Origin of the sequence: Bacillus sp. K2I17, from assembly GCF_002209985.1 — a bacterium.
Lineage (GTDB): Bacteria > Bacillota > Bacilli > Bacillales > Bacillaceae_G > Bacillus_A > Bacillus_A wiedmannii.
Genome location: NZ_NJGF01000029.1, coordinates 1 through 20124 on the forward strand (window position 1 = coordinate 1; position 20124 = coordinate 20124).

15 protein-coding genes and 1 pseudogene are annotated in these 20124 nt (G+C 30.8%); 8 read left to right on the plus strand and 8 right to left on the minus strand.

Annotation, left to right across the window (positions count from 1 at the left end):
• Positions 1-280 precede the first annotated feature (280 nt).
• Positions 281-688: pseudogene (locus CER22_RS34130) on the plus strand (ImmA/IrrE family metallo-endopeptidase); the annotation flags it as partial.
• Between the two features lie 377 nt (positions 689-1065).
• Here the strand turns inward: CER22_RS34130 and CER22_RS23985 are convergent.
• Positions 1066-1428, minus strand: a complete 363-nt coding sequence (locus CER22_RS23985) for a PH domain-containing protein (RefSeq protein ID WP_088609729.1) — start codon at positions 1426-1428, stop codon at positions 1066-1068.
• Positions 1429-2013: 585 nt separating this feature from the next.
• On the opposite strand from CER22_RS23985, the gene CER22_RS23990 reads away from it, so the two are divergent.
• On the plus strand, positions 2014-2310 hold the full coding sequence (locus tag CER22_RS23990; RefSeq protein ID WP_000219733.1) for a hypothetical protein: 297 nt from the start codon (positions 2014-2016) through the stop codon (positions 2308-2310).
• Positions 2311-2438: 128 nt separating this feature from the next.
• Here CER22_RS23990 and CER22_RS34220 read toward each other — a convergent pair whose 3' ends face one another.
• Both CER22_RS34220 and CER22_RS24000 read right to left on the minus strand, forming a co-directional pair.
• Positions 2439-2531, minus strand: coding sequence for an IS3 family transposase (locus tag CER22_RS34220; RefSeq protein ID WP_161796075.1), 93 nt, complete (start codon positions 2529-2531; stop codon positions 2439-2441).
• 23 nt (positions 2532-2554) lie between these two features.
• A complete protein-coding gene (locus tag CER22_RS24000; RefSeq protein WP_179211930.1) occupies positions 2555-2725 on the minus strand; it encodes a hypothetical protein in 171 nt (56 codons plus the stop codon).
• Between the two features lie 469 nt (positions 2726-3194).
• Between CER22_RS24000 and CER22_RS24005 the strand changes: the two genes are divergently transcribed.
• Positions 3195-3869 carry a hypothetical protein gene (locus CER22_RS24005; protein ID WP_088609732.1) on the plus strand — a complete coding sequence of 225 codons (675 nt, stop codon included), beginning with the start codon at positions 3195-3197 and terminating at the stop codon, positions 3867-3869.
• 357 nt (positions 3870-4226) lie between these two features.
• On the opposite strand, the gene CER22_RS24010 is transcribed toward CER22_RS24005, so the two are convergent.
• Together CER22_RS24010 and CER22_RS24015 are read right to left on the minus strand one after the other, a co-directional pair.
• The gene (locus tag CER22_RS24010) at positions 4227-4691 is read right to left on the minus strand and encodes a hypothetical protein (protein WP_088609733.1); all 465 of its coding nucleotides are present in this window, start codon (positions 4689-4691) and stop codon (positions 4227-4229) included.
• A gap of 251 nt (positions 4692-4942) precedes the next feature.
• On the minus strand, positions 4943-5197 hold the full coding sequence (locus CER22_RS24015) for a hypothetical protein (protein ID WP_088609734.1): 255 nt from the start codon (positions 5195-5197) through the stop codon (positions 4943-4945).
• Between the two features lie 200 nt (positions 5198-5397).
• Between CER22_RS24015 and CER22_RS24020 the strand changes: the two genes are divergently transcribed.
• Positions 5398-6024, plus strand: coding sequence for an ATP F0F1 synthase subunit alpha (locus CER22_RS24020; protein ID WP_088063445.1), 627 nt, complete (start codon positions 5398-5400; stop codon positions 6022-6024).
• Positions 6025-6263: 239 nt separating this feature from the next.
• On the opposite strand, the gene CER22_RS24025 is transcribed toward CER22_RS24020, so the two are convergent.
• Positions 6264-13862, minus strand: coding sequence for a non-ribosomal peptide synthetase (locus CER22_RS24025; RefSeq protein WP_088609735.1), 7599 nt, complete (start codon positions 13860-13862; stop codon positions 6264-6266).
• 365 nt (positions 13863-14227) lie between these two features.
• On the opposite strand from CER22_RS24025, the gene CER22_RS24030 reads away from it, so the two are divergent.
• From CER22_RS24030 to CER22_RS24040, 3 genes are all read left to right on the plus strand, one after another.
• Positions 14228-15154 (plus strand): aldo/keto reductase, encoded by a 927-nt coding sequence (locus CER22_RS24030; protein WP_088609736.1) that lies wholly within the window; start codon positions 14228-14230, stop codon positions 15152-15154.
• Between the two features lie 484 nt (positions 15155-15638).
• Positions 15639-17291, plus strand: coding sequence for a pyridoxal phosphate-dependent decarboxylase family protein (locus tag CER22_RS24035; protein WP_088609737.1), 1653 nt, complete (start codon positions 15639-15641; stop codon positions 17289-17291).
• A 104-nt stretch (positions 17292-17395) separates the two neighbouring features.
• Positions 17396-18040, plus strand: a complete 645-nt coding sequence (locus tag CER22_RS24040) for a hypothetical protein (RefSeq protein ID WP_088609738.1) — start codon at positions 17396-17398, stop codon at positions 18038-18040.
• A gap of 844 nt (positions 18041-18884) precedes the next feature.
• Here CER22_RS24040 and CER22_RS24050 read toward each other — a convergent pair.
• Both CER22_RS24050 and CER22_RS24055 read right to left on the minus strand, forming a co-directional pair.
• Positions 18885-19295 carry a hypothetical protein gene (locus CER22_RS24050; RefSeq protein WP_088609739.1) on the minus strand — a complete coding sequence of 137 codons (411 nt, stop codon included), beginning with the start codon at positions 19293-19295 and terminating at the stop codon, positions 18885-18887.
• 115 nt (positions 19296-19410) lie between these two features.
• A complete protein-coding gene (locus tag CER22_RS24055; protein ID WP_088021183.1) occupies positions 19411-19599 on the minus strand; it encodes a helix-turn-helix transcriptional regulator in 189 nt (62 codons plus the stop codon).
• A gap of 160 nt (positions 19600-19759) precedes the next feature.
• Between CER22_RS24055 and CER22_RS24060 the strand changes: the two genes are divergently transcribed.
• Positions 19760-20083, plus strand: coding sequence for a helix-turn-helix domain-containing protein (locus CER22_RS24060; protein ID WP_088609740.1), 324 nt, complete (start codon positions 19760-19762; stop codon positions 20081-20083).
• The last annotated feature ends 41 nt before the right edge of the window (positions 20084-20124 follow it).

The window sequence follows — 20124 nt, forward strand, 5'->3', positions numbered from 1 at the left end:
CGCCCCACGTTTGCTGAAGTTGCGAAAACCAAGCTAAAGTAGGAAGCGTGGTGAGTCAACGTACAAAAGATACTTATGTTTTCACCGTAGGGACTACGGGCAGAGCCTGCTAAGATAACTTTTGGATACATCGGTGTTCGCAGGAATCTCCCACTTCAAACAGTCCGTAAGTACGTTAAGTGGTGAGTAGTTCAATTCATCTATCTATAATCTCTTCTTGAATACTATTTGTTTTAACTTTCTTTATAGAAAATATTATAACTTAATCATGTATTAATTTATTGGAAACATAAATCAATCACAACTCGAAGACTGTATCCAGCACTTGCACAAATCCTTATCTATTATTGTTCCCAAGCAAATTAGGGAGGATTGAGATTGCAAATAGCTAAACATTTTATTGTAATCCATTTGGAAGTCATTCAAAGGAAAGAAATTAAATAGCAAACTAAGTTATTGATAATCATATCTCTCAGCAAGAACAATGGGAGGATTTTAGCCATGGGATCTGTCATATCCTATTTCATTCTATTAATCAATTATTAATACATCAAATATTTTTAGATTATCAAAAAGCAACAGCTAAAAACTTCGCACAACAATTTTTCGTACCCGCTTTTATGCTACGGAAGCTTCCATCCTACAGTTAAAAGCATATATAATCTCAGAAAAATTCATTGTAACAACATGATTTTTCAAAAAAAGGAATTCACATTATGAAAATTAATTATTAGCAAGAAAATTATTTTCACTTTTCCATAGCATCTCTATATGTTGTATAGAGATATCTCCTTCTAAATTGTCATTGATGCCTCTTTCAAGTCCTAATGCACACCTTAAAAATAGCACTTTTAAAAAGTGCTATTTTTACTTTGCATGTCACCCATCCTTGTATAAGGATAATAAAACTCTTTAATTTTATCTTTAGAAAGGCAATAACCTCCCATCAAACAGTATGATAGGAGGTTATTAAAGTCATTTAAAATTTGTTTTTTTTAATGTTTTCGATTTTAGCAAATAATAATATTGTTTAATTTGAGAAGCAAATTTAAAAAACAAACTTCTTTATTTCAAGATCATAATTTTTTCTTTTACAAATACTGCAAACCTCTCCAGGTCACCTTCCTCAATTAAATTCATCACTTCACGTTCGCCATCATGAAAAAAAATGATTTTCTTTCCTGTTAATAATCCTTTTTCTACATCTATTGAGTTAATTTTGGCATAATTAAATACTTTAAACGTTTCACTCCCTAAATATTTTGTATAAAAACACATACGTTCATTTGTAGCGACCAATATCCCTTTTCTTTGACTACCCATACCAAATACTTGATATTGAAACATTACATATAGGCTATTTTCAATAATCTCATTTTCATTAAGATGTGATTGTACCAATGTCATAGCCGTTTTTATATTTTTCATGACAACTCCTCCTGCATTCCCTTTTTATTATCTATAAAGATATTAGGATATCCCTATTTTCATCATACAGGATAAAGAGTTCGAATTCCAATTAATACCACTTTTTTAAACAACTTTATTAACTGTGAACAATCCTACGATGAATTGAGATTTTAACTTACGAATAATTTGTGGAATTATTTCCAATACTACGAATAGATTGGTAACAGCCAATCTGTATCCATAATGAATCTCTAATTTTCTTGAATTCTCCCTGAGGCAAGGCGGCTATTTTTTATAGCTGCCTTTCTTGGGTATGAATTATAAATTTTTACACATACTATTAACGGAATGCTTGAATCATTGTCATTGAAAATGTTCAGCACTTCCGCTCCTTAAGAGAACAGTCTACGCAACTGTTCTCTTTCCTATTCCCTTTTTTCACACATATAATATGACAAGCATTATTAACTCCGCTACAATCAATAGCATCTCAACATTCTCAACGTTTCCTCAACAATTTCACAATATTTTTCATGGACAACAGCACACTTTCTCAATAGGTTTAATATCTTAATATTAAATACTGAAAGGAGATGTTGAAAAATGACTTGGTTCATTATTTTAGGATTTATGCTTATTTTAATAATAAGCGGTTTTCATGCACATAGTATTCATATCATTTTCAAAATAGGTTCAGATACAAAAGCTGTGCCAAGTTGGTCTTTCGTTAATAAAATAAACTTCCAAACATTAAAAGAATTAATAAAAGGACTAAATAAGGATAAACTTAAAATCCTTACAATAGGAGAACTTGTTATTCCTTTAAGTTTCTTTAATAGATTATTTAGCAAAACATTAATTTTTCTATTCCTATTCTTTTACTCTCAGTACTTAAACTAACGTAGTATGAGATGAGTTAAAGAATAACAATCACTGAGCGTAGCATGCCAACAATCGATAACCTATGATGAACTGGACCTGAAGAATTAAACAAAGAATTAAGCGGCTGTTTGAATGTGAGTCCGGTATTATACTGGACTCATTCTTTTTAACTGTACTTTGATTTTTTTGCGATTGTAATGAACTATATAATTATCTAATACTATCTTAATATGTTCCATACCTTCGAATTTTGTAAGATAAATTACTTTTGCTTTGTCTTGTTCTGTAATTCCATCTCTTTTTGAACGAAGGCCTTTAACTTTTTTAAGTAATCGATTTCCATACGTAAACATTCATTTTCATCTTTTAATGCCTTTATAGCCTCTTCAATAGCTACATTATCTAACTTCGATCTTGTATTTGTAATTCCCATAGCTGGATCCCCTTTCTTGTTTGTATATAGGAAATCCATGTCTTTCAAATCATATATTCCCCTTCATCTACGAACTATTTCAATGAATTCCTTAACAAAAACGATTCATTTATTTCCTTTGTTTTTAATCTATTTCTAAATACTTCAGATCTACCTATTGAAAAAAATCTATATTCATTCCATATTTCTCTCTCCTAAATGAATCGTAGTACATATTATCCCCAACACATTTATAGGTTTTTATATTTTTTAACAAAATCTTCTTACATTTAAATAGACATACGACTTTAATCTGTCAACTCCACCTATATTGATAAATATGAAAAAACAAATTTATTTGACATTTCGATGACTTCTAACAGGAAAATATATACATTAAATGAAACCTGATATATCTTTAATTTGTAAGTTGTAGTTAGTTGGCCAACTTTCCATACAATTTAATAATTTAAAATATGGGGGATCTAAAATGAATCAAGTATTACGAAAAAGTAAGAAAAAAATGATGTATCTAGTTGGTTCACTTCTAATTTCTCTATCAATGTTTTCAACTACTAGTTTTGCAGCTACAGAAGGTGCTGTAAAAAGTGTTACAAATAGTACCTATACTGGGATTGCAGCTGATATAAATCTACCAAAATCAGTTGTTGTTAAAGATGGGTATGTGAATTGGTATTTAGGTATTGGAGCATCTAAAGTTGAGGGTGGTATTTCCAAAACACCAAGTGGATATAAAGTATTTCTAAATTCAGGATATAATGAATCAGGTCAAAACAGTAAGTATTGGAACACACAGTATGATGCATCAATTAAAGATGGTGATCGAGTAAACCTTAAACTCGTTAATAACGGAAATGGTACGGTTACTATGTATGTAAATGGAAGCCCTAGATATGCAAATCAGCCTGTATATGGCTCATTTTCTCAATATGAACCTGTAAAAATGGTTCAGGGGGTTGAAGATACTGGACGTAATACTTTTAGCCAAGCTAGCTTTTCAAATGTACTTCTAAGAGCAGATACATCTGGGTCTACCTACAAAAGCTGGAACAGTTCAATTTCTTCCTCATTTTTAAGACACGGTACTTATGGTAACAATTTCACAGTTTATTCTCAAGTACCATTAAACGCAAGTTTACGCTAAATGTGTTATTTGAATCATAATGTTTTTGAAAAAAAGTAGTAGCACTTGCGACTACTTTTTTTATAGGGTCCATTGTAATAGATATTCGCGCCAATATAAATACCATCTTTCAACTTTTTCAAAAAACAACCTGTTTATTTAAAGGTTATGTACAAAAAAACGTAAAAATATTTAATTCCTACGTTTTTATAGGTTAATCAATTCATTAATTTACTATTACAATTCAAAGTCATACTTCGTTTGATAAGCCACTAAGTAAAAATAATACTCCGAAAAAATAACCCCAACTGGCTTTACGCATATATCTCTTGAAAAACAAGAAACCACCCATTTGGATGGCCTCTAAATTTACTAGTTTTAATATTTTTCTGCTACTAAAATATAATCAAAGTTATTATCTTCATTCCCTCTTACCGATGAACTTACTTCAATATAATAGTCTTCCCATTCTTCCGCTTCAAAAATAATTTTTTCCATATCATTAGAAAGGTTCAAAGATTTTTTTATTATTTTACCTTTCGAATTTCGTACAAATAGATCAAAATCATTATCATCATGCATTCCCTGCAAAGTAACTTCAACTTTCATGGTATCACTTGGAGAAAATCTAAAGATATCTATACCGTCTTTATCTTCTAAATTTAAATTGCCATAAACCACACAATCATATCCTAAATCTAGTCTATTGGCTGTTTCAAGAGTATTATTTGGCTCCGTATCTCTAAATTCTTTCTGTTTTCTAGCAGCGTCCACAAAATTTGTACTACTAAACACAAGTGTTACGGTTCCTAATAATATAATCCCTAATTGTTTTAAATTCATTTTCCTCATCCCCTCTTTATTTTTTGTGTTTATTACGACAATGATATACCTATATTTTACTATTTTGTAAATAATTTTACTATTGAGAAAATCTATTTATCTTTCTTTATTTATTTTACAATCATTTTATTAACGTTTTCTAAGAGTCGAAGTTTTCGAGTCGGTATGTTAAAATCTGTTTCCCCATCTTTTAGAGCTCTACAAAAACAGGTGGATTGAGCGGATTAATTTGCAATAAAAAATAGAAATAGTCAGTCATGGTAGCCTATTTCGTCTTTTTTAGATGTATTAAATGGCTTGTATTTCTCTCTTAATCCTTCGATTCCCTTACACTTCTCCTTAATTTCCTCTCGAAGAGATAATCTAACCTTGTATAATTTTTTCACAGTTATAATTTTCCACTGTTTAATTAGGAAATTCATATGTTGACCATTTAAGCCTAGAATTTTTCTTTCCCCATTTCGCACGAAGGTTCCTTTTTGCTCTACGGTAACAATTTCATACATACATACACATCTTCCTTTCCATTTGAATGATAAATTATTAAATCAAGATTTATTATTATGCAAAATTACATTTCAATTGTAGTTGATAATCATTCTTATTGTAACTATAATGATTACATGTTAGGTGATATACGAAAGTTATTTACCAATTAAACCTAACTGCGCATTTAACTACAACCGGAATGGAGATGTTATAAGGTATGAAAAAAATCATTTTAGCTGGTGCATTAGGAATTGCAGCTCTTGCAGGCACAAATCTACCAGGATTAGAAGTAACAAAAGCAAGTGCAGCTTCTATCGAGTCAAATTTATCAACAATTGAAGGGCGTGTAGTTGAGGTTACTGATAATGTTATCTCTGTTGAATCAACAAAGTATTCAGAGCCTATTAGTATTTATTTCAACTCTACACCAAATGTAAAAGTTGGTGATCAAATAAAAGCTACTGGTGCAATGATGCGTAATTTTACGGACTATATGGTTGCAGAGTCAATTGAAAAGGTTCAAGGTACTGATACATTACACCAGGGAAGTTATTTAAAACATGTTTTTGCATACGAATATGAAATAGGACATGTTACAAAAGTAGATAAGTTTAAATCTGGAATAGAAGAATATAATTATGTAATTGTTCAATATACTGGAAATGACGGAAGTAAACGTAATGTTACAGTTTATTTGACACACGGGCAGAAATTTAATGTAGGTGAAAAGGTTAAAGTTCATATGGCGAACGCTGAAAGAAGTAATGAGTGGTCGATAACAGATGAGATTGAAAAAGTTAATGATTCTCAAGCATTAACTGATGATCGATGGATTTGGTCTTAATATAAAATTGTATTTTTTCTCTTATTGAAAAGCATTATTTGTCTTGGTTAATTTCTTTTGTTAGTAATATGAAGAATTGAAATATTATCCAACTAACTAAATGTATAAACCTTTTAATCGAAAAGAACTTGTAGATAAAACTACAAGTTCTTTTTACTTTTCCAAAAAACAAGCGAAAGTAAACAAATATTCAAAACTTCATATTTATAAACCAATCTGTTCAAAATCGATTGTATATTCTATAGCAATATTGGTTCTTTAACGGTTGGTAAAAACTCGATACTCATAGCATAATTTAATAACAAATTGATATACTCTTGATTTGGTTCTAAACAATGTACATTCTTTAAGTATCCTTGCGTGTATAAACAAGATGGTATAGCTACTGATAGCTCTTCTACAGATTCTAATAAAGGCATTATGAGCTCTAAAGCTTTCTGTTCATCAGTAGTTAGATTCGTATTAAAAAACTTCTCTATATACTTTTCTTGTTTCATTAACATAATATCGTATCCAAAATCTTGTAAACTATTTATAAATTGGTCCCATTTAAGTTGATTGGGATTACAAATATGCATGGTTTTATTTACTGTATTGGCCTTATAGGATAATTCAGTAATAGCTAAACTTCCATAGTCTACAGGCGTTAAATCTACATACGTATTGATTTCAGGTGCTATGCTAGATAGGCATATCCCTTTTAATAATCTATAAAATGCATTTTCATTTATATTGTATTGAAATTTACCTGTTTTAGAATTACCCACTAAATTCCCCACACGATATATCGTGGCACGAACTCCTTTTTCCATTGCTTCTCTGACCATTTTCTCGCCTTGAAACTTACTTTCTAAGTACACATTATCTAAATTTTGCCCTCTATCAAAATTAGACTCAAAGAATTCAAATTCTTTTGGATCGCTTTCAGCCTGACCTACTACACTTAAAGTCGATATATAATGAAAACGTGCATTTGTATTCTTAGCTAATTCCAATAAGTATTTTGTAGACTGAACATTTACCTTTTGAAAATGCTCACGTTCCCCATAGTGTCTAACTTCTCCACCACAATGTATGATTGACTCTACCTTATTCTTTAAATGGTCCAATTGCTTTGAATCTAGACCTAGATTCATCAAAGATAAATCTCCTTCAATAAATTCTACTCTCTCCTCTAACTTTTGAAGGATTTCTTTACCGAAATAAAACTCCATTCTTTCTTTTAACTTTGCACCAATTACTTGATTCTCATTTTTTCTTACTAAACAGTATATAGTCGTAGATGGCAACTGTAATAACCGTTCTAAAATATGTGCCCCTAAATATCCTGTTGCCCCTGTAAGAAAAACTGCTTTTGGATAATTCATCATATCTAACTCACATTCTTCTAATTTAGTTGTTTCATAAACAGGAGTCGTTTTCGGTTCATTTTCCATACGAGCTACATTCATATTTTTCTCTTTCTTGAACGACATATCTTCCATCTCTTCAATATGAGAGGCTATTTTTTCTATTGTTCTATACTTAAAGAAATCTTGAATTTTCAAGTTAGGGTATAACGGTTTTAATTTGACTAATGCCGGCATAACTTTTAAAGAATGTCCACCCAAATTAAAGAAATCATCTTTTAAACCTATAGATTTTATGTTTAGAACTTCAGACCATACTTTTGCAATGTTTTTTTGCACTTTAGTTTGAGGTTTAAGTTTGCACTCATCGTTTTGCTCATAATCAAACTCTATTTTGGGCAGCTTTTCAAAATCAATTTTCCCGTTCGCCGTTATTGGTATTTCTAACACGTGAGAGTAATATTTAGGGACCATATATTCTGGCAATACATTTGATAAATGTATTGCTAACTTATTTTTCTCTATCCCTATACCGTCCACTGTTTTATAATAAGCTTGCAGTAACATTCCATCTTTCGTTTGTGTTACCACAGCCTGACTTATCCCCTCAAGTTGTAACATTGCATCTTCTATTTCTCCTAATTCAATTCTGTGCCCTCTAATTTTAACCTGCTTATCTTTTCTTCCCATAAATTCTATATTTCCATCTGATAACCATCTTGCTAAATCACCTGTTCGATATAATCTTTTACTCTTATCTTCCGAAAATGGATTCGAAATAAATGCCTGTTTTGTTTTCTCTTCCTGCTTCCAATACCCTTGAGCCAATCCTAAACTCTCAATATATAATTCACCCATGCCCCCTACCGGACAAGGTTGTATATATGAATTTAATATATGAACCTTTGTATTAGAAATTGGAATACCAATCGGTATGCTTCCTAAAAGATTATTTTCCCTTTCTAAGACTGGTATGAAATAATACATTGCTGAAACAGTTGCTTCAGTAGGGCCATACTCGTTTACAAGCTGTACTTGGTTTTTAAAAGTACTTTGCCAACTTCTAATAGCATTTGTTGATGCAGCTTCCCCTCCCATTATTATAAATCTTAAAGAACGTATCTTTTCACTATCCAGTTTAGTTAATGAAGTCGATAATTCATTGAAAAATACTGTGGGCAAGTCAGAAATAGTTGCTTGTGTTTCTTGAATGGCTTGAGCATATGCGACAGTCGAATAGCGCTGTTCATCACTTAATAAATATAGTTCCGCCCCATTTAACAAGGTAGAAAAAATTTCCGATACAGAAGAATCAAAACTATGGGAATAAAACTGTGTTACTTTATCATTTGGAGAAATCTGAAATACTTCATTTCTCCATTCAACTAAATTTAATACTCCTTTATGTGTTAATAATGTACCTTTAGGTTTACCTGTTGATCCTGAAGTATAAATTACATATGCCAAGTCATCTGGTTTATTTAAAATTTTCACATCATCATTTATAGTCGTACGATATATATCCTCTATTATTGAAACCTTATACTCACTTAAATTCAAATGACTTTTGTATTTGTTACTCGTTATAATTCTACATGCCTCACTGTCACGAACTATATAATTTATTCTATCCTCAGGGTATTTTACATCGATTGGTATATAGGCAGCACCGGCTTTTAATATTCCAATCATAGAAACGATACTATTCATACTTCTATCTAAAAATATGGCTACCTTGTCACCTTTTTTTATACCTTTATCAAGCAAATGTTGAGCTACTTGATTAGAACTCCTATTTAATTGCCTATATGTTAAAGACTCTGTTTCAGTCGCTATAGCAATCCGATTTGATTGTCTTTCTACTTGCTTATAGAATTGCTCCTGTATATTTTGAAAATAAGGATACGGTCTTTCTGTATGATTTACCTTTCTATATAGAGATTCCTCTTCCAGCGATAGGAATGAAAGATTCTCATATGCCACTGTTCTTTGATGAATAAATGCGTCCAGTATATTAAGTAAATTTTGAGTAAACCTATTAATTGACTCTTCCTTGAAAAGATTAATATTATACTCAAATGAAATCTCTACATAATCCGATCCTTCTTCAACAGCTAAAGAAATGTCAAACTTACTAACATCTTGTTTATTAGGTAACAATTGAAGCTTGTACGCATCATGTTGTTGCAAAATATCTTTCTGGTAACTAAACATAGTAGAAAAGATCGGGTTATTTCCAAAGCTTCTATCCGGATTTATTTGCTCAATTACTTTATCAAATGGGTATGATTGGTTTTGGAAAGAATTCAAACATTTTTCTCTCACTACTTGTAATAGCTGTTTTAAATTTTTCACATCATTTAATTGTGTTCTAATAGCTAAAGTATTTACAAAAAATCCTTGTATTTGTTCAAATTCTTGATAATTCCTTCCAACAACCGGTGTACCTACAATAATGTCTTTTTGATCCGTTAGATAATGTAACAATTGAATATATGCTGCCAAAAATAGCATATACATCGAAACATTCTCTTGTTCACATACTTGTTTCAAAGACTCTTTCATTTTATTATCTAACTTCATTTCAAATACTGTACCTCTATTTGTACTTTGATGATTCTTACTAAAATCTAAGGGAAGATTTAGTATAGGAAGAGGTGCTGCAAGTTCGGCCATCCAATAAGATTTTTCTGTATCCCACCGACCTAGATTTAACTGCTCTTGTTCCCACTCAACATAATCTACATATCGATTAGAGATAGTTGGCAACGCAGGATTTCTTCGTTTAGCAAAGGCACTATATACCTTCATTAATTCATCTAATAAATTCCTTACACTCCACTCATCAGTAATAATGTGATGTAAATTGATATATAAATAGGATTTTTTCTTATCAAGATTAAAAATTCTAATCCGGAAAAGCGGTCCATTTTCCAAATCAAATGGTGTATGATCCGTTTGATTTATTGTTCTACGTATATATTCTTGTTGTTCCTTTTTAGCCATGTGTTCAATCTCATGGTGTATCAAGTCAATCGCTATTGATTTTAATATGACTTGTCTAGGCTCCCCATTTTTTTCAATAAACACTGTGCGGAGCATCTCGTGTCGTTCAACTAAAAACCTTATGGCGTCCTGTAAAATATCTTTTTTCAAACTCGGCTCAATATATATGTGTAGTGGTGTATCGTATACTCTATTAATAGCGTTTGATTTATTTAAAAACCAGATTCTTTTTTGAGCACTTGATAACTGATAACTTTCCTTATCTGCAACTTTTAATATTTGCATCTTCTGTTCTTCCCTATCATGATTTGCTTCCATTAATTTATCGATGTAAGCAGATAGACTAGCAATTGTTGTATGCTCAAAAATATCTCTAATTTCTATTTTCAAATGAAACTCTTTTTGAATTTGATTTAATACTTGCACAGCAATTAATGAATGTCCCCCAAGTTTAAAAAAGTCGTCATCTCTACTGATTCTATATTTCCCTAAATTTAAAATCTCTGACCATGTTTTTGCCAACCTTTTTTCTGTGCCACTTATTGGTGGTATATATTGATTTTGCATATTTTCAAGTAAAGATGGGATTTGTAATTCTAATTTTTTTCTATCAACCTTACCACTTGGTGATAATGGAAATGTTTTAAGATGAAATATATAATTTGGCATCATAAAATCTGGTAATCTTTCACTTAAGAATGTTTTTAAGTTCTCTTGTTTTATCTCTGTATTGTCTTTTGATACATAAAAGCTAGCAATTTTGTCATTTTGATAAGTTACTACTACTGCATCTTTTACCTCTGGGTGTTTAAATAATGCTCTTTCTATTTCATCAAGCTCAATTCGATACCCACGTAGTTTTACTTGATTATCTTTCCTTCCGATAAATTCTAAGTTTCCATTTGGTAAAAGACGTACTAAGTCCCCAGTATGATATATTTTTTTATTGCGATTATATGATTTTTCGAAAGAAATAAATGCCTCTTCTGTTTTTTTCTTTTGATTTATATATCCTTTAGCAACCCCATCACCACCAATGAATAATTCACCTACTACTCCTGACGGACATAACGTGTTGAACGGACTGACAACGAAAACTTTACTATTAGCAATTGGTTTACCTATTGGGATATTAGAAGTTTCTTCTTTTATCTCATGATTTACTTCATAAATGGTTGTACATACAGTAGCTTCAGTAGGACCATATGCGTTAAGAATTGGAATCTTTAACCCTACTTTACTTTGCCATTTACGAACTGATTCAGCAGGTATGGTTTCCCCTCCTACAAATACACATTTTAAGGAATTTAATTTAAGCAACATTTCTTTTGGCATATCAGCTATTAATTTAAAAAATGCAGTTGGTAAAAGAACAAATGTAATACCATTCTTGTTAATTACATTTATAAATTCTTCTGCAGAACGTTTTTCCATTTCAGAAATTAAATGCATTCTTCCTCCGCATAACAAAATCGGAAACATTTCCATAATGGAGGCATCAAAAATCATTGTTGCAAATTGTAAAAATACATCATTTTTGTCTAAATTAAATTGATTCATTAATGAATATGATAAATTAATTACTCCTCTATGTGGTACAACTACTCCTTTTGGTAAACCGGTTGAACCTGACGTGTAGATAATATACGCAGCATCTTCTATGTTATGTGTAGACGCAATATTTCCTATAGAATTAGTGTAATGAAAATCCTCTAGAAAAATTGTATGAATCGCAAAACTTTCAATTAATCCCCTGAATTCTTTCTTTGTAATAATCATTTGACTTTCACTATCTTTTAATATAAATTCTATTCTTTTTTCAGGAAACTTTGGATCGATTGGTACATAAACTCCACCTGATTTTAGTATACCTAGAATGCATACAATTGTATCAATCTCTCTCACCATAGTAATACTTACACGCTGTCCCTTTTTTATATCATTTTCACGTAAATAATTCGCAATTTGATTTGACCTTTGCTGCAAGTCATAATAGGTAATCGATTTATCCCCCATTGAAATCGCTATTTGATTTGGCGATTTTAATGCTTGTAAATCAATTAATTGATCTAATGTTTTTGAATTAGGATATGCAAGAGTATTTGAGTTTATATCTTTGTATAAACGATGATCCTTTTTTAAAAGTAAATCCAATGAATGGATAGGTTCGTTCACATTCTTCATTAGTTTTTGTAACAAATATATATATCTTTCAACTAAATCATTCATACTATCTGGTTTATATAATGCTGAATTATAGTCAATCTCAATTTTATTCTCTGTTTCCCCTTCATATCTCATTATTCTCCAGGTCATGTTAAAAGGATTTACTCTTTTACAATCTGTTAAAACTGTGGACTCAATATCGGGAATTTTCAATTGAGGTATCCTTACCGTATTAAATGCTGTTGAATAAATCATATTATGATGTGTATTATTATTTAGATTTAAATCTCTTACTATATGTGAATATGGATTATGTTTATACTTAATAGCCAAATGAACAGATTTATTCACCTTGTTAAGTATCCCCTTAAATGTATCACCTTTTTCTATTGTTATACGTATAGGTAATGTATTAACAAAATAACCAAAAGCATTCCCTTCTTCCGTTTGTGGTCTAGTATTAATTGGAATTCCTACAATAATTTCTTCAGCATTTGTCATTTGATGAAGCAAGGCACAATAAGTACTTAACATAACCCGATAGACACTTAAGTTATTTCTTTTAGCAAAACATTGTATTTGATAAAATAGATCGGCATCAATATTCTTGCTTATATTTTTGTTCGTATATATCGGTTCATTCATTTTATTAATAGTAGCAGGAAACTCTGTAGGAGGTAATTCACCTTGTAAATAATCTTTCCAATAGGATGATCCTTCTCTATATATTGCACTGTCAATAAAACCTTCCTCAAATTCTACAAGGCTCTTATAAGGAGATTCTAATACTAAACCCGTATTTTCTTGAAGTAATTCACAATACGTTTGAGACAATTGTTGGATAAAAATCCCTAAACTACATCCATCATAAATAATGTGATGAAAAATCATATGTAAAATAAATTCATCTTCACACAATTTAATGATGTGGAATTTAAACAAAGGCCCTTCTTCTAAATTAAATTTCTCATTCACTATAGAGTCTAAGAATTTTTTAAAAATAAATTTTTGTTCTGTGTTTTTAAAAGCAGTTAAATCCTTAATTGGTATATCAAAATCTATACTCTTTTGAATGAATTGTTTAATTTTTTCGTCCCTCTTAATAAATAGTGTACGTAGCGCCGGGTGAGATTGCACTATTAAAGTAAGCGCTTTCTTAAAGTTTTCTATTTGAAGATTTCCTTTTAGCTTTATTATGGTAGCTTCATTGTTCATTCCATTTTCTAATTCCATTTGATGAGCTATCCATAATGCTTCTTGCCCTACTGTTGCATCCAATTCTTCTACAATTTCATATTGCTTTTGTATTTCCTTCATATGAATTTCTCCTTTTATAAATATTTCAAAACGGATAATATTTACAATTACAACTATATGTACACATTCTGCGATTTGTAAATGTATATTTTCCGACTAAATTCAACATTTATTTCGCTTATTGCATAGTTATTAAAATGATGAATAAAATTCATATTTATATCGTGAAAGTTCATACTTTTATTCAATTTAAGCATAAAAAACCATTTTACTAATAATTCCAATTAATTTTTATAAAGTAATCTCATATATATTTATTAAAATATATACTCTAATTTACACCCGAAACCAAATTCAAGAATATTCCAACTGGTCACTATGTATATTTCTAATAATATACACTGAAAAGGAGGAGTCCGTACAAAATGGAATATAGATTATTAGGTAAAACGGGATTAATAGTTTCAGAGATAGGATTCGGCTCTTGGGCGATTGGTGGAGATGAATGGGGAGCAGTAAAAGATACTGAATCCATTGAGGCAATCAATAAAGCAATTGACCTAGGGGTTAATTTTATTGACACAGCTGACGTTTATGGATTAGGTCATAGCGAAAAGTTAGTTGCAAAAGCTATAAATAAACGTAGGCAGGATATCATTCTTTCTACAAAAGGTGGATTAATTGGTCATCATTATGACCCCAATCAACCAGCCGTTTATGGAGATCCTCAAACGATCATTGATGCGTTTGATGCTAGTTTACTGCGGCTTAAAACGGATTATATAGATGTGTACTTTTGTCATATTTGGTGGGATAAACCTGAAGAAACAGAAGCCTTTCTACAAGCTTTCCAAACCTTAAAAAAATCTGGCAAAGTGAGAGCAGTTGGCGTTTCTACTAATGATTTAGATTATATTAAACATTTTAATCAGAATGATGATTTAGATGTTGTACAATTCGATTATAGTATTTTAAATAAAGAACCTGAAAAAGACATCCTTCCTTATATTGAAAAACATAATTTAGGTGCTGTGATAAGAGGTCCACTTAAGATGGGAATTTTAACTGGGAAATTTAATCATGAAACTCAATTTCCAGACGATGATTTAAGAAAAGATTGGCCAAAAGAAAAGTGGTTTAAAGATAGCTTAAACAAAGTAGAGAAATTAGGTTCACTTGTACGATCAAATCGAAGTCTAGCGCAAATCGCCTTACGTTATGTTTTAAGCCACCCATCTGTTTCAGTTGCGATTCCTGGTGCAAAAAATTCTACTCAGGTTGAAGAAAATTCTTTACACTTAACTCGTCCATTATTATTAAATAATGAAATTGAATTCATTAAGAAACTTTGATCGAATAATTATTCTTCTATAAAAAATTATGCTGATTTTACGACCAAATCCATACTACTACTTCTACTCCACTAGAACATATCTTTAACACTTCCACCTTATTTTTTATCTTTTCCTAACAATATCTACAGTCTATAAGGTAGTTGAGTCCTTATATTCAACTACCTTATAATAGTTCTACATTATATTAAAATATCTACTACACTAGTTCAATACATGTTAGGACAACATATAAATTGAATAAACAATTAATTCAGATATATTTTTAGAAACTTCATTATCTCACAATTACTTTTTTAAAAATAAATCAAAAAATTTTTCTTTACTTTAAATTCCATAGTTCATATAATTTTCTATGGAATTACATTTTTTTCTAAATAGTTCCTCATTTCTAAGGATTCAAAAGGGCAATTACAAATTATTTTACCCTTATGTTTAACCAAGTAAAATAAAAATCCAGTTTTTTACAAGGAGAAGTAACTGCATGCAAGATATTTTAAAACTATTTCCGAGCGTTGACGGAAATGAAGAAAAACAACAACTTTTATTAAAATCTATGCAGAAAATAATTAAAAATCTTGACCAATTAAAAAATGAAGAGCGAGCTACTTTAGGTAAATGTGAGGAAAAATCAGAAGGATACTATAATAGCTTAATTCACCAAAGTCATATACCACTAGATGGAATCACTATGTCTGAGGTTATAGAAGAGCTAAACCAATTTATGAATGGCCATCCTTATCCAAATAAATACTACTTGTCTAACGCTGTACCACTACCAAGTATACCTTCACTATTAGGTGTACTAACCATGGCACTTTTAAATGGTAATGGCGTTTGGGATGTCTATGGCCCAGGGGCAGCTGAAGCAGAGGTAAAAGTTGTATCCATGCTTTCAAAACTGATTGGTTATAATCCACATAATAGCGGTGGTTATACAACATGGGGTGGACAAGGTTGTGTATTTTCGAGCTTACGTTTAGCAATTTCTAAACAATTCCCATTAGCAAAAGAACATGGTGCTCCACAAAATGTTTATTGCTTTGCTTCTGAAAATGCACATTATAGTTTATTAAAGTCAGCTGAAGCAACTGGCATAGGGTCAAATCACTTAATAAAAGTGAAGACTGATCCTTATACAAATTCTATGGATATAGAAGATTTAGAGGCTAAAATGATACAAGTTATTAAAAATGGAGGTATCCCCCTTTATATTCTAGCTACTATGGGGTCAACAGATACATTTACCATTGATGATATAAAAAAAATTAAAGAAAGCGCTGAAGCAATACAGAAAAAATATAAATTAAAACCTATTTATATCCATGCGGATTCTGCAATGGGCGGATTCTATAGTTTCTTTAATAATTATAGTTTTGAAGAAAATTTACTCTCATTTGAACCTAATGTGAAAAATGCCTTACAATACGTACAAGATAAAATGCAATATATGTCCCTTGCAGACAGTGTATGTTTTGATTTTCATAAATTAGGACAAACACCTTATGCTTCAAGTATTTTAATCGTAAAAAATCATACTGATTTACAACTGATGGACATTGAACAAGATGATACACCTTATCTTGGTAATAGATCCTATGGGAGTTATCATACAGGCTATACCTTAGAATGTTCACGAGCTGGTAGCGCTATTCCCATGTATATCAATCTATTAGCCTTTGGAATTGAAGGATATCAAAAATTATTAGCAAATTATGTTCGTGTAAATCTATCATTTAGAGAGAAGTTGCGTGAAGCTCTACCTCAAGTCGCAATCACTAATGATTTTACATATGGACCAATTACAACCTTCCGTTTCTATATGAATGGAGATGGCCAAGAAAATTGGGAAAAAGAAAGAATAGGTCTTGCAACAAAAGAAGAAATTGAGGATACAAACCGATTAAATATAGAACTATTTAATTATCTAGGAAAAAATCGCGATCAAGTATTTTTTGGTGATACAACTCGTTCTTGTGTAGTAGATGTATTAAACAGTAGCGATAGAAATCCGATTTCCACATTAAAATTCTTTTCTATCTCTCCATATACAACTGTTGAATGTTTAGATGAGATCGTATCATTTCTTTATGAACATATTTCGATTGCTACTAAACAGATTTATTCATATGTTTAATAACCACATTTGTTAGCGCTTTAATGGTTAAATTTAACTAAATTAAATAAAAATCTTTATTCTTTTAATTACTATTAACTATATCAGGAAAAGAGGAAAAACATATGAATATAGAGCTACTAGATACACACCACGTGAAAGATGCAGCACATTTACTTGCACATTCTTTTGTGAATAACGAACCTCTTGTAAGCAGTTTACAAATTCCCTTTGCTCCTTTTCACAAAATGTGCGAAGAAATGATAAAGCAAGCTGTATCTCAAGCAATGTCATTTGTAGCAATAGATAATTTTCAAATTGTCGGTGTTCTTTTAACAAGAAAAGTAACCCAGCCACTAATAGATAAAGATAAGGCAAATGAACTATGCCCACAAATGGATCCTATTTTTCAACTTTTAGATACATTAGAGACAGAATCTATTGAGTTTTCTCATTTAGATAAAGAAAAATTAGTTTATCTAGATATGGGCGCTTGTCATCCAGATTGGATGGGAAGTGGGATAGTCACCAGCCTTCTTTCACATGCAATTCAAGAAATAAGTAAAAAAGATTTTGATTTTATTGCTGCTTGTACAAATAAAATTTCTCAAAAAATCCTAAAAAAACTGTTTACGACCTTGGAAATGAATGAAATAGTGTATAGTAGTTTTCCTTATAAGGAAACATACCCATTTGCTAACACAACAACTTCCTTAGCAGCTCAATTACTATATATACCTCAATCCAAGTTCGTCATTAAGGCCATATAAATTTGTGCAGAGGTCTAGCTGTACTTTTGTACAGCTTCTTTTTTATATAGAGTAAAATAGCAATAGATATTCTTACATAAGTGACAACTTTCAAACTTTAACTTCTTCGAATTCAATAGCCACTTTCTCAGCATGCCTTATTTCTCTCCTTAGCCTACCTCAAGATCCCCTTCTATTTATTTCAACATGTTTCATCGTGTTTTAATTTGTTACACTCCATTATTTCATCTATACAAGTAACTTAAATACTTTTCCCTATTTTAATGTCTAATCTTTTATTTTTTAAGTAACGAGTGATACATAGACTCCCACTCTTAAACAGTTTAAAACATATTACCTGATAACCCCTTAATATACCTATAATACTGACGGTTACAATTCTCTTCCCTTTCATTTATCTATTCATATTACATACCCTATAGCTATCTACCCTTCTTTAAAGAATCCAATGTAAAATTCATGATAAAAGGAAACAACCATATCATATGTAGATTATTTACGGAAAAAGAGTGAGAATTACTGGATTCCCCTTTCTTTTGATCCTTTTTAGAAGCACTTTAAAGTCTAATTCTATTACATTCCTGCTAAATAACATGCTCACTAATCATTAACAATTTGTATAACTGTATAAAGACTTTACTAAATTACTAAAGGAATCTCCATTCCCCTATCGAATTATTGTAGAGGAAAGGAGAGGAATACATGGAAATTCTAGGATTAGATCCTCGTGCATTAGCGACTTTAGGTGCACTTGAATACACCAATCGCCGCAATAAATTAATTGAAGACTCGGAGAATAACATATACGAGTGTAAAGAAATAAAAGAAATACTTCAATCACTTCCTAAAGAGAAGCAGATTGAGGTTCTTGAGAATCAAGCTCACTTTGAAGCTGTGGCAAAGATGATTGAACAAAACAATTTAATTCTTTTAGAACAGATGAAAGCTCTACAGCTAATTCAGAAATAATAAACTTATGATTGATTAATTCTACATATGCTTCCATAAATAATGTATCTTTATTTATATCATCAGCCTCTGTTTTTACAGGGGCTTTTGTTATGCGTTGATTCATATTTTGAATTTGAATGGTTTCTTTCACATGTATGAATAGATCTTCTAATAATCCTGGCGTAGATTCTAATTCCTGCTTTTCAATTTCTTCTGTAACAGCACTTATAAATTCCCACAGTACTTTTGCACCTAGTAGTTCTGCTAATCGTTTTTCACGCATTTCAAATGTTTTCATATTCATATTTAAACACTTCCCTTAGCTAATATTTTCTTAAAAATAATTAATAAATTATTTCATTTTAGGAAAACAATATAGAAATGAAATACTCGACCTAACAATTACACGTATCGTGACATTAATCTTCAAAAAAAAGAGTCCAATCAAAATTTAGTACCTTAGCTATATTCTTTGCGACAGGAACACTTGGATTTCTTTCACCACTTTCAATCATTGCATACATACTTCTAGATATTCTTGCCTTATATGCTATATAATCTTGTGTTTTCTCTTTATTTTTACGTTTTTCCAATAACCAAAACCTCATTATTCCCCCTCTTTCATTGTCACAAAATGTGTAACTATAGATTATATTACATAATAACAAGTTTAAAATCAATGTTTTTTACACATTTCGTGTATTTTATTAAATGTTACATATTGTGACGTTATAATTGATATAGAAAACACCTAAAAGGAGGTAGCATATGTTTGGCACTAGACTACACACTCTTCGAAAAGAACGCAAACTGCGTCAAGAAGACATGGCAAAGCAACTAGGGATTGCTCGAACTACATATGCAATGTATGAACAAGGAAATCGAGAGCCTGATTATAATACATTGATAAAATTAGCGACTTTCTTTGAAGTATCAATTGATTACCTCCTCGGTACAACTGAAATGAGACAAGTTACAGACATACAAGATACTGAGCTTTATCAATGGTTTGAAGATATAATAAATGCGACTCCTCAAAAGCGTGAGGAATTAAAGAAGTTTTGGGAGTTTATAATACAAAGAGAAGACTAGATTATTTAAATAACCTTCACCTTGACAGGGTGGAGGTCGTG

Bases quoted from the DNA above. Each gene is read 5' to 3' on its own strand.
- CER22_RS24015 (WP_088609734.1), bottom strand. From the start codon at position 5,197: ATGTATGAAATTGTTACCGTAGAGCAAAAAGGAACCTTCGTGCGAAAT.
- CER22_RS24000 (WP_179211930.1), bottom strand. From the start codon at position 2,725: ATGGGAATTACAAATACAAGATCGAAGTTAGATAATGTAGCTATTGAA.
- CER22_RS24030 (WP_088609736.1), top strand. From the start codon at position 14,228: ATGGAATATAGATTATTAGGTAAAACGGGATTAATAGTTTCAGAGATA.
- CER22_RS24060 (WP_088609740.1), top strand. From the start codon at position 19,760: ATGTTTGGCACTAGACTACACACTCTTCGAAAAGAACGCAAACTGCGT.
- CER22_RS24010 (WP_088609733.1), bottom strand. From the start codon at position 4,691: ATGAATTTAAAACAATTAGGGATTATATTATTAGGAACCGTAACACTT.
- CER22_RS24035 (WP_088609737.1), top strand. From the start codon at position 15,639: ATGCAAGATATTTTAAAACTATTTCCGAGCGTTGACGGAAATGAAGAA.
- CER22_RS34220 (WP_161796075.1), bottom strand. From the start codon at position 2,531: ATGGAACATATTAAGATAGTATTAGATAATTATATAGTTCATTACAAT.
- CER22_RS24025 (WP_088609735.1), bottom strand. From the start codon at position 13,862: ATGAAGGAAATACAAAAGCAATATGAAATTGTAGAAGAATTGGATGCA.
- CER22_RS23985 (WP_088609729.1), bottom strand. From the start codon at position 1,428: ATGAAAAATATAAAAACGGCTATGACATTGGTACAATCACATCTTAAT.
- CER22_RS24040 (WP_088609738.1), top strand. From the start codon at position 17,396: ATGAATATAGAGCTACTAGATACACACCACGTGAAAGATGCAGCACAT.
- CER22_RS24020 (WP_088063445.1), top strand. From the start codon at position 5,398: ATGAAAAAAATCATTTTAGCTGGTGCATTAGGAATTGCAGCTCTTGCA.
- CER22_RS23990 (WP_000219733.1), top strand. From the start codon at position 2,014: ATGACTTGGTTCATTATTTTAGGATTTATGCTTATTTTAATAATAAGC.
- CER22_RS24055 (WP_088021183.1), bottom strand. From the start codon at position 19,599: ATGAGGTTTTGGTTATTGGAAAAACGTAAAAATAAAGAGAAAACACAA.
- CER22_RS24050 (WP_088609739.1), bottom strand. From the start codon at position 19,295: ATGAATATGAAAACATTTGAAATGCGTGAAAAACGATTAGCAGAACTA.
- CER22_RS24005 (WP_088609732.1), top strand. From the start codon at position 3,195: ATGAATCAAGTATTACGAAAAAGTAAGAAAAAAATGATGTATCTAGTT.